23 protein-coding genes are annotated in these 20,795 nt (G+C 40.8%); 10 read left to right on the top strand and 13 right to left on the bottom strand.

Going from position 1 to position 20,795, the window contains the following annotated elements:
• The first annotated feature begins 233 nt into the window (after positions 1–233).
• Together LF822_RS13925 and LF822_RS13920 are read left to right on the top strand one after the other, a co-directional pair.
• Complete coding sequence (locus tag LF822_RS13925) at positions 234–1,445, top strand: ROK family transcriptional regulator (RefSeq protein WP_253924672.1); 1,212 nt, start codon at positions 234–236, stop codon at positions 1,443–1,445.
• A gap of 155 nt (positions 1,446–1,600) precedes the next feature.
• Positions 1,601–3,103 (top strand): esterase/lipase family protein, encoded by a 1,503-nt coding sequence (locus tag LF822_RS13920; protein WP_253924671.1) that lies wholly within the window; start codon positions 1,601–1,603, stop codon positions 3,101–3,103.
• A gap of 42 nt (positions 3,104–3,145) precedes the next feature.
• On the opposite strand, the gene LF822_RS13915 is transcribed toward LF822_RS13920, so the two are convergent.
• A complete protein-coding gene (locus LF822_RS13915) occupies positions 3,146–3,520 on the bottom strand; it encodes a hypothetical protein (protein WP_253924670.1) in 375 nt (124 codons plus the stop codon).
• Positions 3,521–3,656: 136 nt separating this feature from the next.
• On the opposite strand from LF822_RS13915, the gene LF822_RS13910 reads away from it, so the two are divergent.
• Positions 3,657–4,589: an LCP family glycopolymer transferase gene (locus tag LF822_RS13910; RefSeq protein WP_253924669.1), complete on the top strand. Its 933-nt coding sequence runs from the start codon at positions 3,657–3,659 to the stop codon at positions 4,587–4,589.
• A 138-nt stretch (positions 4,590–4,727) separates the two neighbouring features.
• On the opposite strand, the gene LF822_RS13905 is transcribed toward LF822_RS13910, so the two are convergent.
• Positions 4,728–4,892 carry a Spo0E family sporulation regulatory protein-aspartic acid phosphatase gene (locus LF822_RS13905; protein WP_253924668.1) on the bottom strand — a complete coding sequence of 55 codons (165 nt, stop codon included), beginning with the start codon at positions 4,890–4,892 and terminating at the stop codon, positions 4,728–4,730.
• Positions 4,893–5,084: 192 nt separating this feature from the next.
• Here LF822_RS13905 and LF822_RS13900 point away from each other — a divergent pair, with 192 nt between their 5' ends.
• Positions 5,085–5,333, top strand: coding sequence for a GlsB/YeaQ/YmgE family stress response membrane protein (locus LF822_RS13900; RefSeq protein ID WP_253924667.1), 249 nt, complete (start codon positions 5,085–5,087; stop codon positions 5,331–5,333).
• A gap of 272 nt (positions 5,334–5,605) precedes the next feature.
• On the top strand, positions 5,606–6,820 hold the full coding sequence (gene fdhA / locus LF822_RS13895) for a formaldehyde dehydrogenase, glutathione-independent (protein WP_253924666.1): 1,215 nt from the start codon (positions 5,606–5,608) through the stop codon (positions 6,818–6,820).
• A gap of 39 nt (positions 6,821–6,859) precedes the next feature.
• Here fdhA and LF822_RS13890 read toward each other — a convergent pair whose 3' ends face one another.
• Positions 6,860–7,879, bottom strand: coding sequence for a YecA family protein (locus tag LF822_RS13890; protein WP_253924665.1), 1,020 nt, complete (start codon positions 7,877–7,879; stop codon positions 6,860–6,862).
• A 92-nt stretch (positions 7,880–7,971) separates the two neighbouring features.
• Here LF822_RS13890 and LF822_RS13885 point away from each other — a divergent pair, with 92 nt between their 5' ends.
• Entirely contained in the window at positions 7,972–8,385 is a 414-nt protein-coding gene (locus LF822_RS13885; RefSeq protein ID WP_253924664.1) for a YkvA family protein, read from the top strand.
• A 24-nt stretch (positions 8,386–8,409) separates the two neighbouring features.
• Here the strand turns inward: LF822_RS13885 and LF822_RS22850 are convergent, their stop codons facing one another.
• The 3 genes from LF822_RS22850 to LF822_RS13875 all read right to left on the bottom strand — a co-directional run bounded on the left by LF822_RS22850 (position 8,410) and on the right by LF822_RS13875 (position 10,580).
• Complete coding sequence (locus LF822_RS22850) at positions 8,410–8,541, bottom strand: hypothetical protein (protein ID WP_256522062.1); 132 nt, start codon at positions 8,539–8,541, stop codon at positions 8,410–8,412.
• Between the two features lie 87 nt (positions 8,542–8,628).
• The gene (locus LF822_RS13880; protein WP_253924663.1) at positions 8,629–9,498 is read right to left on the bottom strand and encodes an NAD(P)-dependent oxidoreductase; all 870 of its coding nucleotides are present in this window, start codon (positions 9,496–9,498) and stop codon (positions 8,629–8,631) included.
• A gap of 146 nt (positions 9,499–9,644) precedes the next feature.
• A complete protein-coding gene (locus LF822_RS13875; protein ID WP_253924662.1) occupies positions 9,645–10,580 on the bottom strand; it encodes an LCP family glycopolymer transferase in 936 nt (311 codons plus the stop codon).
• A 247-nt stretch (positions 10,581–10,827) separates the two neighbouring features.
• Between LF822_RS13875 and pxpB the strand changes: the two genes are divergently transcribed.
• Genes pxpB through LF822_RS13855 form a run of 4 tightly spaced genes read left to right on the top strand, consistent with a single transcriptional unit; the run spans position 10,828 to position 14,487 of the window.
• A complete protein-coding gene (pxpB, locus tag LF822_RS13870; RefSeq protein ID WP_253924661.1) occupies positions 10,828–11,544 on the top strand; it encodes a 5-oxoprolinase subunit PxpB in 717 nt (238 codons plus the stop codon).
• Entirely contained in the window at positions 11,528–12,511 is a 984-nt protein-coding gene (locus LF822_RS13865) for a 5-oxoprolinase subunit C family protein (RefSeq protein WP_253924660.1), read from the top strand. Before pxpB ends, LF822_RS13865 begins: the two co-directional genes overlap by 17 nt.
• Entirely contained in the window at positions 12,508–13,278 is a 771-nt protein-coding gene (locus LF822_RS13860; protein ID WP_256522059.1) for a LamB/YcsF family protein, read from the top strand. The genes LF822_RS13865 and LF822_RS13860 overlap by 4 nt, the downstream gene beginning before the upstream one ends.
• A 21-nt stretch (positions 13,279–13,299) precedes the next feature.
• The gene (locus LF822_RS13855) at positions 13,300–14,487 is read left to right on the top strand and encodes an NRAMP family divalent metal transporter (protein WP_253924659.1); all 1,188 of its coding nucleotides are present in this window, start codon (positions 13,300–13,302) and stop codon (positions 14,485–14,487) included.
• A 308-nt stretch (positions 14,488–14,795) separates the two neighbouring features.
• Here LF822_RS13855 and LF822_RS13850 read toward each other — a convergent pair whose 3' ends face one another.
• The 7 genes from LF822_RS13850 to LF822_RS13820 form a co-directional block, all read right to left on the bottom strand.
• Positions 14,796–15,176, bottom strand: coding sequence for a hypothetical protein (locus LF822_RS13850; protein WP_253924658.1), 381 nt, complete (start codon positions 15,174–15,176; stop codon positions 14,796–14,798).
• A 92-nt stretch (positions 15,177–15,268) separates the two neighbouring features.
• Positions 15,269–16,207: an LCP family glycopolymer transferase gene (locus tag LF822_RS13845; protein ID WP_253924657.1), complete on the bottom strand. Its 939-nt coding sequence runs from the start codon at positions 16,205–16,207 to the stop codon at positions 15,269–15,271.
• Positions 16,208–16,684: 477 nt separating this feature from the next.
• The gene (locus LF822_RS13840) at positions 16,685–17,095 is read right to left on the bottom strand and encodes a VOC family protein (protein ID WP_253924656.1); all 411 of its coding nucleotides are present in this window, start codon (positions 17,093–17,095) and stop codon (positions 16,685–16,687) included.
• 13 nt (positions 17,096–17,108) lie between these two features.
• A complete protein-coding gene (locus LF822_RS13835; protein ID WP_253924655.1) occupies positions 17,109–17,867 on the bottom strand; it encodes a putative hydro-lyase in 759 nt (252 codons plus the stop codon).
• 86 nt (positions 17,868–17,953) lie between these two features.
• On the bottom strand, positions 17,954–18,640 hold the full coding sequence (locus LF822_RS13830; protein WP_253924654.1) for a YesL family protein: 687 nt from the start codon (positions 18,638–18,640) through the stop codon (positions 17,954–17,956).
• A gap of 118 nt (positions 18,641–18,758) precedes the next feature.
• Positions 18,759–19,727, bottom strand: a complete 969-nt coding sequence (locus tag LF822_RS13825) for a sugar phosphate isomerase/epimerase family protein (RefSeq protein ID WP_253924653.1) — start codon at positions 19,725–19,727, stop codon at positions 18,759–18,761.
• A gap of 17 nt (positions 19,728–19,744) precedes the next feature.
• Positions 19,745–20,788, bottom strand: coding sequence for a Gfo/Idh/MocA family protein (locus LF822_RS13820; protein WP_253924652.1), 1,044 nt, complete (start codon positions 20,786–20,788; stop codon positions 19,745–19,747).
• Positions 20,789–20,795 lie beyond the last annotated feature (7 nt).

Below are 20,795 nucleotides of genomic sequence, written 5' to 3'. Positions count from 1 at the left end.
GTTTTGAAAAGTTACTTTTTAAAGAGTTCATAATCCTCCATGCACTTTGTTAATTAATTTAATTTACTATATAGTATCATAAAAATAATTACCTGTCTTTTATTATTTGAAAATTTCATACTCCTTCTACTTATAAAAATAGAATGCCAACTTTCCAAAGTGGTGTTCATTAATAAAATTAATTATTAAGATTATGATATGATGGGTAATAAATTACATACGGAGGAGCGCCAATGAATAAAAAATATACTAGAGGAAGCTTTCAATTAATGAAGTCTATTAATCGTTCAATAATTTTAAATATGATTCGGGTAGATGGTCCAATTTCTCGAGCGGACATTGCTAAAAGCACCCGTTTAACTCCTCCTACTGTGAGTAATATAGTCAAAGAGCTTCTCGATACTGAATTAGTTGTTGAAACGACGCAGGGGGAATCAAAAGGCGGCAGAAAACCGACACTCCTTGCCATTAATGCAGATCGTTTCTACATTCTTGGTATTGATGTAGGTCGATATAAAATGAACATAGTCATTACAAACTTATTTGGAGAAATTCAACATACGTCAGATGTTTTTATTAAAGAGCACCCTGACAATGAAGATATAATTGAGGCCATGAAAAACGGTATTCATCATATCTTTCAATGTGGAGATCTTCCTTCAGAAAAATTTATAGGTATTGGTATCGGTATGCATGGAATAGTAGATACCGAAAAAGGAATCTCATTGTTTGCTCCCTCTTTTCATTTACACAACATCCCTATTAAAGAAGAATTAGAAAAAGAATTTAATATGATAGTTAAAGTCGAAAATGATGCCCGGACTATGACGCTTGGGGAAGCCTGGTTCGGAAATGGCAGCGATGCTGATAATATTGTTGGAGTTAACGTTGGACACGGAATCGGGGCTGGTATTATGATCAATGGAAAGCTTTTTCACGGAGATAATAGTTTAGCTGGAGAAATTGGACATGTAACGATCGATCTATCAGGCCCTCAATGTTCTTGTGGGAACTACGGCTGCCTTCAAGCCTTAGCCGCTGGTCCAGCTATAGCTGCCCATGCAATAAAAGAGCTTAAAAAAGGAAAGCAATCAATTGTGCGTGCAATTGTAGAAGGGCGGTTAGAGCAAGTGGATGGTGCAGCAGTGTATGAAGGTGCTAAGCAAGGGGACGAATTCTGTATTCAACTTCTTCATCAAACCGGAAGGTATCTGGGAATTGGGCTGACAAATTTAATTCATACGTTAAACCCTAAGCTAATTATTATTGGAGGGGGAATATCTAAAGCTGAACGATTCTTAATGAATGGTATTGAAGAGACGATTCAATCAAGAGGACTGACTGAACATGCAAAAGAAACATCTATTGTACAGTCTAAATTAGGTGAACAAGCTTCTGCCGTAGGAGCGTGTGTATTAATATTAGAGGAATTCTTTTCTAAATAGACGAAGTGTCCTGAGCCTCCAAAGGGTTCAGGACTTTTTTCATGTGTTTCATTTCTTTATAGGCCTAAAGATTACATTATCCATGAAATCCTTTACATTATTTTCTAAATAGAGATAATTAAAATGAATACATGCCTTTTGGAAGGGAGTATGTTATGAATAGAAGATTAGGAGTGATACTTATGATTATGACCCTTATTTCCCCTATCCATGTAAACGCAGGTAAATTCGGTCAAGGTGATTCCTCCGGTACCCCGGGTCAGTGGTATGAAGGTCTGCCTCCTTCCTATGTTGACCCATCCAAATCTCCTATTGTCTTTATTCATGGATTAAACAGTTCCTCTCATACGTGGTGGCAGGAGAATGATATGTACGACACTGCATTGGAAAATGGATTCGAAACAGCATTTGTTGATCTTTATCCTACAGGTGATATGTGGAATAATGGTAAACTATTAGCTGATAAGCTTGAAGAAATTTACCATCACTTCGGTGAGAAGCTCGTGATTGTCGGCCACAGTAAAGGTGGAATAGATGCCCAATCCGCTCTTGTTCATTATGGGGCTTCCCCTTACGTAGATCGAATTATTTCCTTATCGTCCCCCCACAAGGGATCAGAACTGGCTGACCTTGCATACAGCAGCTGGGCCGGCTGGCTTGCAGATATTATTGGCGGCAAAAACGATGCGACCTACTCCCTCCAAACCGGCTATATGGATTATTACCGTCAACAAACCGATCCTCATGCTTCAACACCCATGTACACACTTTCGGGAACAAACTGGGGGTCGTTTGGCAGTTCACTTTATTGGGGCGGGCTTTATCTTAGCAGCTATGGAGCGAGTGATGGTGCAGTAACCGTCGCAAGCTCAAACCTCCCATACAGTACTGAATTACAGGTTGGGGATTGGAATCATTCTGAAATTCGTCAAGGAAGCTCAACCTTCGGGCACTTCTCCGATTATCTATATGAGACGACAGAAGACAGTCAAGCTTTTGGCACGGCAGACACTGTCAGCACTAATCATCATTTATCCGACAGCTTCATAAGAGGCGGTCATTATAGCGGCAGCACACAAGAAACATTCTATGTGGAAGAAAACGTAGATAAACTAACTATAAACTGGCTGAGTGATCAAAAGAATACAACCCTGGAGCTTGCTTCCCCGGATGGACAGAGATGGAATAAATTCACCTCTAAAACTGATGAAACCTCTTTCTTTGAAGGGAGCTACCATCATAGCTTAACACTCGATAATCCAAATTCAGGTAAATGGCAAATAAAAGCCGGCTCAATCAGTGAAAACTACTTATTAGCCGTGCAATATGAAAGTTTATTAAATACTGCCCTTACCTTAGAACTGGATCAGGGATTGAACATCTCTATCCCCACTTTAAACCATACACCTTATGGACCTGATAGAAAAACAATGAAAAGCACCATAACTATGGAATATTATAATAATGGAAAGCAAACATCACGTAAAATAAAATGGGATGACTTAGATGGAACCCCTTCTCGAAAGTTATCCAAACTCGGTGAAGGAGTTTATAATTTAACGATCGACCTTAATGGGAAAACTAAACAGAATAAAGATTTCAACCGAACCATCATCACTTCTGTATATATTGATAACAACGGAAAGGTGCTCAAATAAATTCGACCCGCCTATCAACAATGGGCGGGCCTTATATTTTTCTCAGCGAATCCATTTGTACAAACCCTTGACTAGTAAATAAACCACGCAAAATGCCAAAAAGCCTAATACACTGTATGCGGCATCCGCAAATTCCATATTGCCGGCCCCGGTAATTCTTTGCTGAATCTCGACCGCAAAAACAAATACTAGTACCATGGCAAATGAAAATAAAAAAGAAATCGCTGTTATACTCCATTTAGAAATGGCATGAAACAATACGTCCACAAATAAAAGCCCCATTATCCCAAGTATCCCAATCACCCAGAAGTGAAGCTCTTTATCTGTTAAGTCCCAGCCCAGCCTGTCAGTAACTTCCCATATGAGATCATGAAATAAATTAACAACTTCAGCTAAAAGCAGAATAACTTCTCTCATAACGAACACCTTACCTTCTATATAACTAAACTACCATTTTAACACAAATCAGACTCTCTAAATGCCTTTTACAATTTAATCCAACCAAAGTATAATAGATTTAAATTTAAGCCGAATTTCGGATAGGGGTGGGTCTATGGGCAGGAAAGATAGAAAACAATCAAAACGCAGAAATAAACGATGGTGGAAAATACCACTAATAATTTTCGGAATCCTTATTCTGGCTTCCAGTGCCTTAGCTTTTTACTTAATCAGTAATGTACGCAGCACTGTAAATAATGATCTCCACACGGAAATCGACTCCATTGACTCTGCCATTACAAAAAAGAAACTGAATAATAAGGATCCCTTAAATATTCTGCTGCTAGGGGTCGACGAAAGAGAAAATGACCGCGGGCGGTCCGATACTATGATTGTATTAACTCTTGATCCAGATAATGAAAAAATGCAAATGATCAGTATTCCTAGAGACACTGAAGCTGAAATCGCAGGGGACGGCAGAGTGACAAGAATTAATCATGCCTACGCCTATGGAGGAAGCAACATGTCCGTAGATACAGTAGAAAATTTTCTTGATATTGAAATTGACTACTTTTCGCGGGTTAATATGGAAGGGCTGGCCCAGCTCGTTGATGCCGTAGATGGAATTACAGTGGAGAACAATCGATCTTTTCAGTATGATGGCTACCAATTTCCCAAAGGTGAACTCCAACTCTCCGGGAAAGAATCTCTTGCCTATGTGCGGATGCGTAAGGAAGACCCCGAGGGGGATGCAGGACGTAATGAACGTCAGCGACAAGTTATCCAAGGGGTACTGGATAAAGGTACTAACTTGAATATGATTAACCAGATGGATGAAGTCATGGATGTACTCGGTAACAACGTAAGTACGAATATGAACTTTGATGCAGTGAGGAAATTGGGAACAAACTACAGCGGGGCGCGTAAAGAGGTAGAGACTTATCAAATGACCGGCAGCAGTAAAACAAGCTCAGGAATGTACTTAATTGAGATGTCTGAAGAAGAAATAGAAAAAACACATGATATGATCGTTAACTTTGGCTCTTAAACTTAAAACACCGCTTGCAATTAGCAAGCGGTGTTTTAAGTTTAAGAGGTGACAATGAAAAAATATTAGGTGCAGGGAGCTTTTTACTAAAGCAGAGTACGCACGCAAAAAAAGAAGCCGCTTAGATCAGCAGCCTCTTTATTTATTTTTTTCATTTGAGATACTGTTCAATTGATTTAACAGCTGATCGAGCTCGTGGGAAATTTTGAGGACGTTGGGATCGAGTGGATTAATATTATACGTTTGATACATAAGGAACCGCACTTGTTCAATCTGCTCTTCTAACTCTTGAATTTTTTTCACAAGTTACCCTCCTGGAGAAACATCCAATCGATCACTCTGTTCTTCTATTATAATGAACATTATACCAGATTATGTGGAAAAATGACGATTCACTTCAATAAATTATTTTTCCAATATTTGAAATTCTTTAATTCTATCTTATGTTTTAGATGATGGTTCACGGGCAATGTATTGAATAAAGGAGTGATTATTATGGGTTTTATCTTATATTTAATTGTAGGCGGCCTTATAGGATGGCTGGCTCAAATCCTTATAGGCAGAGATATGCCTCTGGGCATTATCGGTAATATAATTGCCGGGATCGTCGGTGCATGGATTGGAGGAGAGCTGTTAGGCAGCCTGGGTCCAAGTATGGCAGGCATAGCCATCATACCTGCACTAATAGGAGCTGTAATATTTGTATTTATTATCAGTTTCATTATGCGAAGTTCACGTAAGTAGTATAAATTCCTCAGCGACTGCCTGAGGAATTTCTTTATTTTAAGATAAAATGTGATAAAAGTTGGAAATCTCATGTTTGAGATACCTATGAAAGGGTATTCATAGAATGCAGCTTACTCTTTCACTATTCTAACTAATTATTTTCTATTACATACTTTTATACACCAGTACTTTTTTACTTCATCCAATTATTTAATAATCCTCCTTGCTGCCTATTACTGTCAGGCTGTAGTTTTCTTTTCGTATAGCTAAAACTAAAAGGAGGTAAATGCATGGCTACAAACAACCGTGCCGTAGCGTACACAGGAAACGGGGATGTAACAGTTAAGGAGATTGATTTTCCGGATTTAGTATTACGGGATGGACCAGGGGTAAATCCTAAGAACGTCGGGAGAAAATGTGAACATGGCGTCATATTAAAAGTGGTTTCCACTAATATCTGCGGAAGTGACCAACACATGGTAAGAGGAAGAACTACTGCCCCTGAAGGTCTCATCCTGGGCCATGAGATTACTGGAGAAGTTATCGAGACAGGAAGAGATGTCGAATTTGTAAAAAAAGGGGACCTTGTTTCTGTACCATTTAACATTGCCTGCGGCCGCTGTATCAACTGTATTGAAGGGAAAACTCATATTTGCTTGAATGTTAACCCTGACCGCCCCGGTTCCGCTTATGGATATGTTGATATGGGGGGATGGGTCGGAGGCCAGGCCGAATATGTGATGGTACCCTACGCTGATTTCCAGGTACTCAAATTCCCGGATAAAGATGAAGCAATGGAAAAGATGCTTGATTTGACCATGCTTTCTGATATTTTCCCTACTGGTTTTCATGGTGCCTATTCAGCTGGAGTGAAGATAGGGTCAACCGTGTACATTGCTGGAGCTGGTCCTGTTGGTCTTGCCGCAGCTCACTCAGCTCAGCTGCTTGGAGCTTCTGTGGTCATCGTCGGAGACTTAATTGAAGAGCGTCTGGCTCAGGCGAGGAGTTTCGGCTGTGAAACCATTAACGTAAGTGAGCACGATAACATAAGTGAACAAATTGAACAGATCCTTGGTCAGCCTGTTGTAGACTGCGCAGTGGATTGCGTCGGTTTCGAAGCCTATGGTCATAGTCATGAAGAGGCCCCGGCTAAGGTCCTTAACACAGTTATGGATGCAACTAAAGCCGGAGGGGGTTTAGGTATACCCGGCCTTTATGTAACTGAAGACCCGGGAGCATCAGATGAAGATGCACGGCGAGGTTCTCTTAAGCTGGACTTTGGTCTAGGGTGGGCTAAAGCCCAGACCTTTGTGACCGGCCAGACTCCCGTTATGCGCTACCACAGAGGTTTAATGCACTCCATTTTACAAGGAAAAGCCCAAATAGCTAAAGCTGTTAACGCTACTGTTATCAGTCTTGAAGATGCTCCCAGGGGATACCGCGAATTCGACAAGGGCGCAGCTAAAAAGTTCGTACTCGACCCACACGGTTTAATAAGATCATAGCAGACAACAAAAAGCCAGCCTTAAGGGACTGGCTTTTTATTATACTTTATTTGAGTAATAATGATCTAATTCAAGGTGACGTTTAGAAATACTATTAGGGCTGACCTTATATTTTTCTGCCACTTCTCTCTTTGAAGCATTACCGCCATCTAAGAAGTAAGGACTTGATTTTAAATAATACTCCAAACTAGCAGCGAATACTTCCGGCTTTCGAATAACAGGTGAATTTTCTTTACAAAAATGCATCCATATCTCTTTCAAATTTTGAAAGCTTTCCTTCTCTTTGAATTCAGGTTCAAGGTGCTGATTCAATATTTCAAGAACTTCAAGCTCCGTAGATGAAACATTTCCGCTATCGTCTAAGCTGCCCTCTTCATAATATACCCATAAAGGAACTTGTTCCAGGAAAGTAGCATGGAAGTAATCTCTTAAAGAAGAATACTTACTTTGTTCCTTAAATTCTTCTTCCAGCACCTCTCTTATATTAAGATAAGCGTTTTCCTCCACTGGAACTGCCATAGGAGCAAACTTGAATATTGGACCATAGTTTAAGAGAAGACCGGTAAAATAAGGAGCCATATTAAAATCTTTTTTTTCTAAAGGTATTCGTTGTCTATCAACAGTATAAGAACCTCCGTAAAGAAGATCTTCAACTTCAACAACCGACTTACCATCATACCTAATAAATTTAAATATGCTCGCTCTTGTTTCTCCCCATGTTCTTAAAGCTTCCATAGTTGCCGGCCTTCGTATCGACGGTTCATTTTTATGCAGAAACTGCTGATAAATAGTAGCCCCGCCTTTTTGAACGTCAAATAAGCCTTTGTAAAGCAGACGAATAAACTGCTCGACCTCTTCCTCATCAGACGCTGGTTTCGAACGAGGAAAGAGATGAGGATACTGATCATACATGAAATCTTGAAACTTCAAGAACTGTTGATCTAGTTCCTCTTCTACAAGCTTTGTAGGGAATTCTATAACATTAGACTGACCGTGACATTTTTTGTATTTCCTGCCGCTTCCACACGGACATGGATCATTTCTTCCCACTTTCGCCATTTGATGCTCTCCTCTCCTTTTACTCTCTTATAGTTTAGTATAAACGATTTTAAGGTAAAGAGAAAAAACACTGTTTATAAGGAGACATCAACATGAAAAAATCAGAACAAGGAAAAGCAAGACGTATATTTGAACAATTAAAGAAAAGAGCTCGAAAATTAATTCAAAATCCTGACAGGACAAAAGATATTATCCAGCAGGCAAGGGATAAATCATTTAAAAACGAAGGGCCTCTTTCAGAAGTATGGCACGAGCTTCAACTCATGTTTAATATGGTCAGAGATTGGATACGCGGGGAATACCAGCATGCCCCTAAAGGATCCATTATAGCTATTCTTGGAGGGATTCTGTACCTCTTAATGCCTTTCGACGCCATACCAGATTTCATCCCCGTCGCCGGATTAATCGATGATGTTTATATTTTGAATCTAGTTATTAAACAGGTACGCTCTGATATCGATGACTATAGAGAGTGGCTGTCTTCCCGAGATGTTCATGAAATGTAAGTAAGGTTCTGGGACAAAACGATATTAACCCGTTAAAGACCCGAACAATTCAATCGAATTTGTCCGGGTCTTTCGGTATTCAGCAATTCCCGCTTCGTCAATATACCAGCTTTTTAAGAGTGCGGCTTCTGACTCATCGGAAAACAACGACCTCATTCCAGGGACTCGGATTACTCCTTTCCGGCTGTAGCCTCATAGGAATTCGCCCGCCTTCAGCTTAATCAAACTTCTAAAAACGGTTTATTAATTGTAATTATAGTATTTATACAAGGCCTGTGTACCCGCATCTTCATCACCTTTTTCCGCCAGCTTCTCATACATTTCTTTTGCCAGCTTCAGCCCTGGAAGCTCTAACTCCATTTCCTCCGCTGATTCTAAAGCAATCGACATATCCTTAATAAAATGCTTAATAAAAAAACCAGGAGAGAAATCTCTTTTGATTACTCGTGGAGTTAAGTTCGATAACGACCAGCTCCCTGCAGCTCCCCCGCTTATACTTTCAAGAACGGTATCTGGATTAAGTCCGGCTTTTTCTGCATAAACAAGTGCTTCAGTGACACCTATCATTGTCGAAGCAATCGCAATTTGATTACACATCTTAGTGTATTGACCGGCTCCTGATTCCCCCTGGCGAATATAATTTTGGCCCATCACTTGAAAGACCGGAGTCATACGTTCAACGATTTTGTTTTCCCCGCCGATCATAATCGTCAAATTTCCGTTTCTCGCGCCTATGTCTCCTCCGGATACAGGAGCATCTATCGAATGCAGTCCATGTTTTTCTGCTTCACAAGCTATTTTTTGCGCCAACGCAGGTGATGAAGTAGTCATATCGATCAGAATCGCTTCATTTGAAGCATTTTCGATAATCCCTCCCGCACCAAAATAGAGTTCTTCTACATCCCTTGGGAACCCTACCATTGTTATGACTATATCAACCTTTTCAGCCAATTCAGATACACTGTTCTGCCACACTGCTCCCTTTTCCAAAAGGTCTGCTGCCTTTGAAGCTGTCCTTGTGTAGATATGTACAGGATAGTCTGCCTCTAACAATCGGCCCGCCATACTTTTCCCCATAACTCCTGTTCCGACAAAACCTATAATGGCTTTCATTTTTAACACTCTCCCTTACAAGTTGGTCATTTCTCACAATATAACATAGAACTCTATTTTCATAATAGTCTCCGTTAAATAGTAATATCTCAAATAGCTCTTAAGAATGTTAGAAAAAGCTGCCCCGCATTGGGGCAGCTCTCCATTTAACTTGTCGTGTATTCTTCTATTTTTTCTCTCGTTTTTTCTACTTCCGACTCAGGTACATTTAGATAATAGATATCATTAATATACGTGTCTTCGCCTTCCATTTGGTACGTTTCCATTTCCTCGCGTGCGCTACGGTAATTTGTTGCAAGGTTTCTCATATCTTCAAACTTCATGTTCGTAGCAGCGTTGTTACCCAGTACTTCCATCATATCGTCAATGTTATTGGCTACATTGGCGTTAGCCCCTTGATCGATCGTTCCTTGAATGACCTCACGCTGACGGTCATTGCGGCCCGCATCTCCTTCAGGGTCATCCTTTCTCATACGCACGTACGCTAACGCTTCTTCTCCATCTAACTCTATATCTCCTTCTTCAAAGTCATGTCCACCCTGGGAGAAGGCTTGATCATTCGTGACTTCAATTCCACCAACGGCATCGACCATTTGTGATAAACCATCCATGTTCATTCGTACATAATAATCTAAATCAATATCTAAAAAGCCTTCAACTGTATTTACAGACATGTCACTGCCGCCATAAGCGTAGGAGTGATTAATTTTATCTGTCGTGTTCTCTCCTGCTATTTCAGTGCGTGTATCACGCGGGATGCTGACCATCTGCATTCGATCGTTTGCGGGATCAAGGGACAACACTATCATCGTATCTGCTCGTCCAGTATCATTATCCCGCTCATCCACTCCTAATAAAAGCACATTGATTGGTTCTTCGTCTTCGACTTTTTCTTTTGTTGCTTCATTGTCTATACCGCTGACTTCCTCGTGAATATCATCATCAACAGTCGTCTTCACACTGTTATAAATGGAATATAGGTAAGCAGCTCCACCACCGGCGAGCAATAACAGGACCGACATGGTGATAAGAAGCCCAGTCTTTTTCTTTTTTTTGCGATGCTTCATTCTACGTGTAGTCACAAGAACATCTCCTTTATCTACACTAATCTATAATATTATGACAGCTTTTAAAATTACATCATTTATTTTTAACATATTATTTAAACTTTTTCAAAGAGTAAGTTTAAATATGTGTCCAATATGGATGGTAATTCAATGTTTGTGCTTCTTCAACATATTTTTGTAATAATCACGAATTTGTCACTTTTCTGCGAATCCACTATAATTTATAAATATATTTTAATTTTCATAGACATGAGGTGACATATTGAACTACTCTTTATCTCCATTAGGTGATCAAGCCATAGTCATTACAGTTAGTGATGAGATTAACGAACAGGCTCAAGTGAATGTACGTATTCTTTCTCTTTTGCTTGAGGAACAGCAGCCTGAGTGGATGGTGGAATATATACCAGCTTTTACGACAGTAACGGTTTTTTACCGTCCTGATTTGTTATCGAGAAAAGGTATGATCCCGTATGAACAAGCAAAAGAAAACGTAGAAGAATTATTGACTTTAATCAAAACCGAAGAGGTCTCTGCTGTTAGAACTGTAGAGATTCCTGTGTGCTACGGCGGAGACTTCGGACCTGACCTCGAATTTGTAGCGGATCATAATGGTATTACTCCCGAAGAAGTGATTGATATTCACCAATCTGGTAACTATTCCGTTTATATGATTGGATTCGCTCCCGGGTTTCCGTTTATCGGCGGGATGTCTGAAAAAATCGCTGCGCCTAGACGTGACTCCCCCCGGTTAGAAATTCCCGAACGAACGGTAGGAATCGCTGGTAAACAGACGGGAGTCTACCCGATTGAAACTCCTGGAGGCTGGCAGTTAATCGGACGTACCCCTAAACGTTTGTTCACTCCCGAAGAAGAGGTTCCCAGCCTGTTAAGGGCAGGAGATAAGATTATTTTTAAACAAATTAGTGAAACCGAATACGACAACTGGGAGGAACCTCGTCATGATGAAGATCATTAAAGATGGACTGTTAACCTTAGTACAGGATCTTGGTCGGACAGGCTACCAAAAGTACGGGGTGATTGCCAGCGGCAGTATGGATACATTCGCCCATCGAATTGGCAACCTGCTGGTTGGGAATGAAGAAAAGGAAGCCGTTATCGAAGTCACACTTCTGGGTCCGGTGATTGAATTTCATGAAGACGCTGTATTATCCATATGCGGTGGAGATTTATCTCCCGCCATTGATAATGAAGAGATCACAATGTGGAAACCCATATTAGTTAAAAAAGGCGCTAAGCTTACTTTTGGGAAGCCCAGAACAGGGTGCCGGGCTTATATCGCAATCGCAGGCGGGCTCGATATACCGGTCGTCATGGGAAGCCGTTCCACATACATGCGCGCTAAAATTGGAGGTCACAATGGAAGAGCTTTACAAACTGAAGACGTAATTCATTTTAAAGAGTCATTTAATTTAGATACGGGAGCGCGTAGTTTCGTGGAGAAAGATTGGACAGTTGCCCGCAGCCTTATTCCTGAATACTCACATCGTCCAACGATTTCATTGATTGAGGGACCTCAATTCAGCTGGTTTGATGAGAAAAGTCTGCAAACCTTATTTTCTACCTCATTTAAAGTTTCTTCTCAATCTGATCGAATGGGTTTTCGAATGGAAGGTGAATCTCTTTCATTAAAAGAGCCCCGTGAACTGATATCTGAAGCAGTATCGTTTGGGTCGATTCAAGTTCCTAATGACGGTAATCCTATTATTTTACTAGCCGACCGACAAACCACCGGAGGGTATCCAAAGATCGGGCAAGTTGCAAGCATCGACCTTCCAATCCTTTGCCAAATGAAGCCAGGAGAACAATTGAGATTCAAACAGATAACATTAGAAGAAGCTCAAAAAGCCTGGCTGGACCAAGAACATTCAATTCAATTACTAAAGAGATCCATCTCACTAAAGAAGAAGGAGGAATCAAGTTGAGTTATTCTGTAGATATTAATTGTGACATGGGGGAAAGTTTTGGAACTTATGTAATGGGGCGGGATGAAGAGATCCTGGATTACGTAACGTCTGCAAATATTGCATGCGGTTTTCATGCGGGAGATCCCTCTACAATGAGAAAAACGGTAAAATTGGCATTAGAAAAAAATGTTGGGCTGGGCGTGCATCCTGGTTTACAGGATTTAGCAGGATTCGGCCGGAGAACCATGAATATTTCGCCGAAAGAGGCTTATGAACTTGTAGTTTATCAAATCGGCGCTTTAAATGCTTTTGTTCAAGCTGAAGGCAGTCAACTACAGCACGTCAAACCACATGGCGCACTCTTTAATATGGCTGCTAAAGATGCAGGGTTATCAGAGGCTGTTGCAGAAGCTGTTTATGATGTGAACCCCGGGTTAATTCTGTTTGGATTATCGGGCAGCGAACTTGTCAAAGCAGGACGTGCAGCCGGTCTCAAAACAGCTAACGAAGTCTTTTCTGATCGAACATATCAGAATGACGGGTCTCTCACTTCGCGCCAGGATTCAAATGCACTAATTACGGATGCTGAAAAGGCAATCCAGCAAGTCGTCCGAATGGTAAGAGAAAGTAAAGTAACCAGTGTCCAGGGTGAAGACATTTCCATTCGAGCAGATACGATCTGTATTCATGGTGACGGAGTTCACGCCCTTGAATTTGCCCAGAATATCTCATCAACCTTAAAAGAAGCTGGCATAGAAATTAATAAAATTGGCAACATACTATAACATCACAGATAGGAGTTATTTATGAAAACTACAAATCGCAGTATATTAATTGGTGCAGCTTTTTTAATGGCTACTTCAGCTATCGGTCCAGGTTTTCTAACTCAGACTACTGTGTTTACAGAGCAGCTGCTGGCTAGTTTTGGGTTTGTTATCCTTATGTCTATTATTATCGATATAGGAGCGCAGATGAACATTTGGCGAATCATTGCAGTAAGTGAGAAACGGGCTCAGGATATCGCAAATGATGTGCTCCCCGGTTTAGGTTACGTCCTGGCTGCTCTGGTCGTAGCCGGGGGACTGGCTTTTAACATTGGAAACATTGCAGGAGCAGGACTGGGTACAAATGTATTGTTTGGTATTTCCCCTCAACTTGGAGCCGTTTTGAGCGGAGCACTTGCAATTGGAATATTTGTTTACAAAGAAGCGGGCAGATTAATGGATAGATTCACTCAAGTACTTGGTTTTGTAATGATCGCCCTTACAATCTATGTCATGTTTACAGCCCAGCCTCCTGTAGGAGAAGCAGCTGCTAAAACTTTCGCACCTGATACCATCGATTTTCTTGCTATTGTTACATTGGTAGGAGGAACGGTAGGCGGCTACATTACCTTTGCCGGAGGCCACCGTCTAATAGACGCAGGGCTCAAAGGTAAATCAGCTTTGCCGGAGGTGACGAAAAGCTCGGTATACGCCATAGGTGTAGCTTCGATAATGAGGATCATCTTGTTCCTTGCTGTTCTTGGTGTAGTTTCCCAGGGCTTTACTTTAAATGAAGGAAATCCTCCAGCTTCTGTATTTCAGCATGCTGCCGGTAACGTAGGTTATAAAATTTTCGGTATCGTTTTCTGGGCTGCAGCAATCACATCTGTAGTTGGAGCAGCATATACATCCGTATCTTTCATACGTACTTTCAGCCCAGTGCTGGAAAAGAATAACCGTTATTTAACGATCGGGTTCATTACAGTATCTACTCTCGTATTTGCTTTTGCCGGAGAACCAGTGAGCATACTAGTCCTGGTAGGTTCTGTGAATGGGTTAATTTTACCTCTTGCTTTAGGAGTTATGTTAGTCGCTGCTCACAAATCTAAAATTGTAGGTACGTACAAGCACCCTATTTGGATGACAGTATTTGGAGCCGTAGTAGTTGTTGCTATGGCGTACATGGGTTTCTATACTCTAATAGATGGGATCCCTTCATTATTCGAATAAATGAGCGAAGAGCCATGACTTATCATAAGTCATGGCTCTTCAGCTTGTTAAGAAACCCTGGTTTCACGCAAATGTTTTCTTACAACACCCCTTCCACTCCTGCTTTCATGGAGCATTACTTAAGACAAATAAGGACTCTCCTTCACCTGGATCATCCCGGCCTAAGGAAGAGTCAACCACTAAACCACGTGACTTGTAAGATGTCCTTTTCCACAAGGCTCCATGCTCCAATAGTTCCACGAATCTCTTCTATTGATTAAATGAACGGAAAACGCCTGAGAAGCTTGATTTATTTCAAGTAATCTCCCTTATTTTTCTTCAAAAATAAATTCCATTGTTTCTTTTTGAGCATCCGCTTCTTCTACACTAATAAGTCCATCTTCAACCTTTAGGTCAAGCAGAGCATAGAGCTCTTCTAAATACTGCTGCCTTAGAGACTCGTCTTTTAATACTTCGTACAATTCTTCTTCAGTCGCCTCATAAGGATTCTTATTAAGAGCTTCTGCTAATTCAGCCTCTAAGTCTTTGCTGATTTTCCACTCGCCGCCTATTAACTGAGCGGTCGATTCATTCGTGCTGTCTGTGTTTTCTTTTTCTCTGCTTACTGTCTCTGTATCTACAATTCCAGACATACAGCCAGTTAAAAACAAGGAAAGAATAATTAAAATGGGTAGACTTTTGTTCGCCATATAACTCGCTCCTTTTATTGAATCGGAATTAGCGAGCAGCACATTTCCCCACTGTACGACAATATTTCCGGGGAAATATTGTCGTACAGTCGTTAAGATGATGAACTATACTCTCTGATCATCTCATTCGTTTTTTCAACTTCTGATTCAGGCACTTGAAGGTAATAAATGTTATCAATCGTTGTACCATTTCCACTCATTTGATAACTGGAGACATCTTTCCTTGATGCACGATAATTGGTTGCAAGATTACGCATGTCCTCAAACTTCATATTCGTAGCTACATTATTGCCGAGTACATCCATAATATTACCAATTTTATTTACTGCATTAATGTTCGCTCCCTGGTCTATCACACCTTGAATTACCTGCCGCTGCCTTTCGTTACGGCCTGCATCACCTTCTGGGTCATCATACCTCATTCTTACCCAGGCCAAAGCTTCTTCGCCATTTAGTTCAATTTCGCCCTCAGAGAAACTTTTCCCACCGTAGTCAAACGCGAACTCGTTCTCAACCGTAATGCCGCCTACGGCATCAACGAGCTGACCGAGCCCTTCCATATTCATTCTTAAATAATAATCCAGTTCTATATCGAGAAAGTTCTCTACAGTATTCACGGACATGTCACTTCCGCCAAATGCATAAGCATGATTAATTTTATCATCCATATCCCGTCCTACAATTTCAGTCCGGGTATCACGTGGAATACTAACCATCTGCATCCTTTCTTTAGCTGGGTCAAGAGTCATAACGATCATTGTATCAGAACGGCCTTTATCATTTTCGCGTTCATCAACTCCCAGTAGTAATACATTAATAGGTTCCTCTTCCTCTACTTTTTTCTTTGTAGCTTCATGATCGATACCCGTTACTGTTTCATGAATTTCGTTATCCACTGTTGATTTTACATTGTTATAGATCGTAAACAGGTAAACTGAAACTCCAATCCCTGCAAGAAGTACGATGGATAGAGTAATCCACAACCACTTTCTTCTTCTCTTGCGGTAATGTTTATCTTTTCTTTTTTTCATTCGTGCACCCCTTCGCCTATCTATTTCATATTATAAAATACTTTTAAAAAAATTGGTACGTATGAGTGAAAATTGTATGATATGCACATGGTTTAAAAGTTCTAATTTAACGCATGATAGTGCATATTCCATACAGTTATCCCTAGTATAGAAGATAGTAACAGTGTATTTTTATATTCAAGAGAAGAGATCTTTTGTTTATGCTCTAACGCAAGATAAGAACCTAGTACAGCTATCATAATAAAAGCTATTACTAATTTTGTATTGTAAAATTCATGAAGTACGATAAATGGCTCTATCTCTTGACCCCTCTCTATCTAATCTTTTATCAGAAATAAATCTGCACTTCAATCGCTCTACTATTCAATTAATTTCCAGTGCAGCTATTATAATGAACTCTTTTTATTATACACTGTCCAGGTGCAGTAAAAAAGAGAGACTGGGTAATTAGTCCTCCCACGCCTCTCTTATCTATTTCTATTCATTATGCAGATTCAGGTCCCATGTAATTCCAAACTTATCTGTAACTTTAGCAAATGTCGCTCCCCAGAATGTATCCTGAAGTTCCATTTCTGCCGTTCCCTCTTCTTTCAGCTTTAAATATAATTCTTCAATTTCTTTTTTATTATTCAGTTCTAACGCTAATGAGATTTGACTCCCTGCTTTAGGCTCTGTACCGGAAAAGTTATCCGAGAACATAACAAGCATCGAACCATTCTGAAGACGAGCATGCATAATTCGTTCTTCCATCCCAGGAGGAGTTTCATAGTTTGCTTCACCAAAGCTTTGAATATCAGCAATTTCTCCACCAAATACATTTTGATAGAAGCTTATGGCTTCTCTTGCGTTTCCATTAAAAGTTAAATATGGTGTTACATGCTGCTTCATTTTACCAACTCCTTCATTTTTCTTCTAATTGGTCCGTAATCAGCATATGACCTGGTGAGTGAGCGATCATAATCTCCGGCTTAGCTTGAAGACAAACATTCTGCGGGGTAACACCGCATCCCCAGAATACAGGTATCCGGCTTTCTTCATTAAATTCAACAGGCTCACCGTAATCGGGAGCGGAGAGATCCTCAATGCCAATTTCTTTAGGATTGCCGATATGCACAGGTCCGCCATGAGAGGTTTGAAATTTTTCAGTAATTTGCACAGCCTGCTCTACTTCTTCCGGTTTTAACGCTCTCATACTTACTACCATGCTGCCTTTAAATTGACCTGCTTCCTTACACGGGATATTTGTATTATACATTGGAACGACCTTCTTCTGCTCTTGATGCAGCAGGCTCATTCCATCTTCGAGCAGTGCTTTTTCAAACGTAAAGCTGCATCCAATAAGGAAAGTAACAAAGTCTTCCTGCCATACACTGCGTATGTCCTTAACTTCTTCTGTAAACTTTCCGTTTCGAAATATCCGATATTTAGGCAGGTCCGTACGTATGTCAGCATCAGCTATTTGAGGCCGTGTAACCCCCGGTTCGAGAACATCCACGACAGGACACGACTTAGAATTACGCATGCAGAACAATAAAAAGTCAAAAGCATACTCTTGTGGCAGAATGATCATATTGGCTTGTAAGTAGTTGTCACACATCCCCGAGGTAGTGCTGCTCTCTTCTTGGAAACGGAATTTCCGGCGTTGTTCCAATGGATTCATGTACAATTCCTCCTTTCTCTTTAATATACCAAAAAAATCCCCCATGACTGTAATAGACTAATCATAGGGAAATTTATTATGATTTATTATGATTTATTAACAATTTGCAAGTGTAATCTGTAAAAGGCTGAGAACGATAGAAAGGCAATTAAGGAACCGGTCACCACCGGCAGGAGTAAAGGAAAAATATATAGACTGATGTATAAGATAATCGCAGAGCTGATAACTATGGTTAGAAATAATAGAGGGCTCCCTATAGTAATCAAGAATGACTGTTTTAATATTTTTCGCAAGCTCAATTCGTAATGAACCATGACAGAAAAGAAGTTCATCGTCCATACAAACAGTAATATTCCCATAATAAGAAAAGCGTTCATAAGCAGTGTATTACGAGTTGAGAAGTAATACACATCTGCGGAAAGCACACCCCATAAAACCACAAATACAGCTCCGCCAACCATGCTGTTTACATAGTTTTCTTTATAATATCGGAAATAAGACTTCTCCACTAGCTCCTTTTCATCTTTTCTTACCCACTCTCTCGCCTTAGCAAATAGAGCTGTTGTTGCAGGGAAAAAGACAAAAGGTGTAATAACAGCTAAGGGGCCCAGGATATAAAAAACGAGTTCGCTGCTTTGTAAGTTTAATAGACTAAGAAGAAGGAGGCCGACTGGCAGATTGAACAAGGCCCACAGCAGATTCCCTAAAGTCAGCCTGCTGATCCATTCGCTTACGGCGTAGACGCCGCCCATAAACCCTGTCCGATTTGCCATGTTGATCACTCCTTCTCCTTACAATTTCTTTCTATTAAACGATAAGGTTAATTTATTAACCATAACATTCTTAGTAAATCAAAGAGTTAATGAGCTGCCTTTTTATACCTCTTAAACTCTAAGCCCACCACATATCCGCCGGCGGCTCTTCAATGTTTACTGCCTTTAAGTTTTTAACAGCCTGGTTAAAGCCTTCACCGATCGACATGATCGGATCCTCGTGTTCTATACTGATCACATGATCATAACCATACGTACGAAGGGCACTTACAATATTAGACCATTCCTGGATTCCGTGTCCATACCCTACTGACCGAAAGCTCCAGGCTCTTGTTTTCACTTCTCCATAGGGCTGCATGTCTGTTAACCCATACATGTTCACATTCTCCTGATCAATATAAGTATCTTTCGCGTGGAAATGATGTATGGCATCGGCATTCCCGAGAATTTTAATGGCTGCAACTGGATCAATTCCCTGCCACCATAAGTGGCTTGGATCAAGGTTAGCTCCAACAGCATCACACGTGGGTTCACGCAGCTTCAACATTGTGTAAGGCGTGTGAACAAGAAAACCAGCATGCAGTTCAAGACCAATTTTTACATTGTGCTCTTCTGCAAATTTACCTTGTTCTTTCCAATACGGAATAAGCTTTTCGTTCCACTGCCATTCAAGTGTATTTGAATACTCAGCGGGCCAAGGTGTTACTGGCCAGTTAGGCGATTTATCTCCCTCGGCTCCCCCGGGGGTGCCAGAGAAAGTATTGACCACTGGCACATTAAGAAGGTTGGCCAGTTTTACTGTTTTTACAAAAGCTTCATGTGACTCATCTGCGAAACTTTCATCTGGGGAAATTGGATTTCCATGACAGCTGAAGGCACTGATCGTTAAGCCGCGTGCCTTTACCTTCTCTAAGTATTCGGAACGCTTTTCTTCACTTTCAAGCAGTTCATCCACATCACAATGGGCGTTGCCTGGGTAGCCCCCTGTTCCAATTTCAACCGCCTTCAATCCAGATTCCTTAGCTTTATCCAGCATATCTTCAAAGGATAAATCGGAAAATAGTACGGTAAATACTCCTAATTTCATAAGTTATTCCTCCGTTTTCAATTGGATATTCTTACACTGGAGCCTATTTCACTGCTCTTATAAATAGCTTCCATTAATCTCGTGACTTTAAGAGCCTGTTCCGGCTTCACGACAAGCTCAGCTTCACCGCGGCAGCTGTCTACAAAGTTTTTGGCTTGAAGAAATCCTTCACTCAGGCTTTCTTTAGGAATGGCCGGCTGACTATTCCAAACGGCTCCGTGCTTGGTTTGGTAAAGTTGGAATGGATAAAGGTCCATTCCTCCGTTCACCCCTGAAATACTTAAGGACGTATAATCCTCTTTAATATTCGCTGCCCATGAACATTCGAATTGCATAGATAGTCCATTTTTAAATGTAATATAGCTCGTAACATGGTCATCTACGTTGAATGTTTCGTGGTCAAAGGCTCCCCAGTCATTGACTTGACCTGGAGTTTTACTCAGTCGGTCATACGTTTTCCCCATTACTTCTAAAGGCTCTGGATCCTCCAGCAGCCAGAGAGCAAGGTCAAGCAAATGACAGCCGAAATCGATTAAACTTCCTCCGCCTTGAAGATCTTTATTCGTAAAGACTCCCCACCCAGGAACCTTCCGGCGTCTCATTGCTTGTACTCTTACAACTAGTGGGTCTCCAATCTCTCCCTGCAAAATCGCTTCTTTTGCCAGCCGGGATTCAGGCATATGACGAAAGTGATAAGCAATCGATAACCGTCTGTTATTCTTTTTAGCTGCAGTAATCATGTCTTCGCACTCTTTTGTTGTTATTGCCATTGGCTTTTCACACAAAACGTGTACCCCGGCTTCGAGTGCAGCAATAGCAATTTCAGAATGAAATTTATTGGGCGTGCAAATTGTAACTGCATCAACTTCTTTAAATAGTGGTTCATATTCTTCAAAAACATGCGGGATGTCAAATGACTCAGCAGCCAGTTGGGCTCTTTCCAGATTAACGTCCTGAATGGCTGTTACTTCCACAGCTTCGTCCATTCCAACATAAGCTGGTATATGGCGTTCCTGAGCGATACCCCCAGCCCCAATAATTCCCATCCTTAACTTATCCATAAATAAA

Source organism: Halobacillus sp. A5, from assembly GCF_024189315.1.
Taxonomy (GTDB): Bacteria; Bacillota; Bacilli; order Bacillales; family Halobacillaceae; genus Halobacillus_A.
The sequence above is the reverse complement of the archived record's forward strand: the minus strand, read 5'-3'. Positions and strand labels throughout refer to the sequence as shown.

What these genes read in the sequence shown, in the direction of transcription:
- LF822_RS13915 (WP_253924670.1), bottom strand. Translation starts at nt 3,520, where the DNA reads ATGAGAGAAGTTATTCTGCTTTTAGCTGAAGTTGTTAATTTATTTCAT.
- LF822_RS13900 (WP_253924667.1), top strand. Translation starts at nt 5,085, where the DNA reads ATGGGTTTTATCTTATATTTAATTGTAGGCGGCCTTATAGGATGGCTG.
- LF822_RS13845 (WP_253924657.1), bottom strand. Translation starts at nt 16,207, where the DNA reads ATGAAAAAAAGAAAAGATAAACATTACCGCAAGAGAAGAAGAAAGTGG.
- LF822_RS13925 (WP_253924672.1), top strand. Translation starts at nt 234, where the DNA reads ATGAATAAAAAATATACTAGAGGAAGCTTTCAATTAATGAAGTCTATT.
- LF822_RS13920 (WP_253924671.1), top strand. Translation starts at nt 1,601, where the DNA reads ATGAATAGAAGATTAGGAGTGATACTTATGATTATGACCCTTATTTCC.
- LF822_RS13880 (WP_253924663.1), bottom strand. Translation starts at nt 9,498, where the DNA reads ATGAAAGCCATTATAGGTTTTGTCGGAACAGGAGTTATGGGGAAAAGT.
- LF822_RS13850 (WP_253924658.1), bottom strand. Translation starts at nt 15,176, where the DNA reads ATGGCGAACAAAAGTCTACCCATTTTAATTATTCTTTCCTTGTTTTTA.
- LF822_RS13830 (WP_253924654.1), bottom strand. Translation starts at nt 18,640, where the DNA reads ATGGCAAATCGGACAGGGTTTATGGGCGGCGTCTACGCCGTAAGCGAA.
- LF822_RS13820 (WP_253924652.1), bottom strand. Translation starts at nt 20,788, where the DNA reads ATGGATAAGTTAAGGATGGGAATTATTGGGGCTGGGGGTATCGCTCAG.
- LF822_RS13825 (WP_253924653.1), bottom strand. Translation starts at nt 19,727, where the DNA reads ATGAAATTAGGAGTATTTACCGTACTATTTTCCGATTTATCCTTTGAA.
- LF822_RS13865 (WP_253924660.1), top strand. Translation starts at nt 11,528, where the DNA reads ATGATGAAGATCATTAAAGATGGACTGTTAACCTTAGTACAGGATCTT.
- LF822_RS22850 (WP_256522062.1), bottom strand. Translation starts at nt 8,541, where the DNA reads ATGAGGTCGTTGTTTTCCGATGAGTCAGAAGCCGCACTCTTAAAAAGC.
- LF822_RS13840 (WP_253924656.1), bottom strand. Translation starts at nt 17,095, where the DNA reads ATGAAGCAGCATGTAACACCATATTTAACTTTTAATGGAAACGCAAGA.
- LF822_RS13835 (WP_253924655.1), bottom strand. Translation starts at nt 17,867, where the DNA reads ATGAATCCATTGGAACAACGCCGGAAATTCCGTTTCCAAGAAGAGAGC.
- LF822_RS13855 (WP_253924659.1), top strand. Translation starts at nt 13,300, where the DNA reads ATGAAAACTACAAATCGCAGTATATTAATTGGTGCAGCTTTTTTAATG.
- LF822_RS13885 (WP_253924664.1), top strand. Translation starts at nt 7,972, where the DNA reads ATGAAAAAATCAGAACAAGGAAAAGCAAGACGTATATTTGAACAATTA.
- fdhA (WP_253924666.1), top strand. Translation starts at nt 5,606, where the DNA reads ATGGCTACAAACAACCGTGCCGTAGCGTACACAGGAAACGGGGATGTA.
- LF822_RS13910 (WP_253924669.1), top strand. Translation starts at nt 3,657, where the DNA reads ATGGGCAGGAAAGATAGAAAACAATCAAAACGCAGAAATAAACGATGG.
- LF822_RS13890 (WP_253924665.1), bottom strand. Translation starts at nt 7,879, where the DNA reads ATGGCGAAAGTGGGAAGAAATGATCCATGTCCGTGTGGAAGCGGCAGG.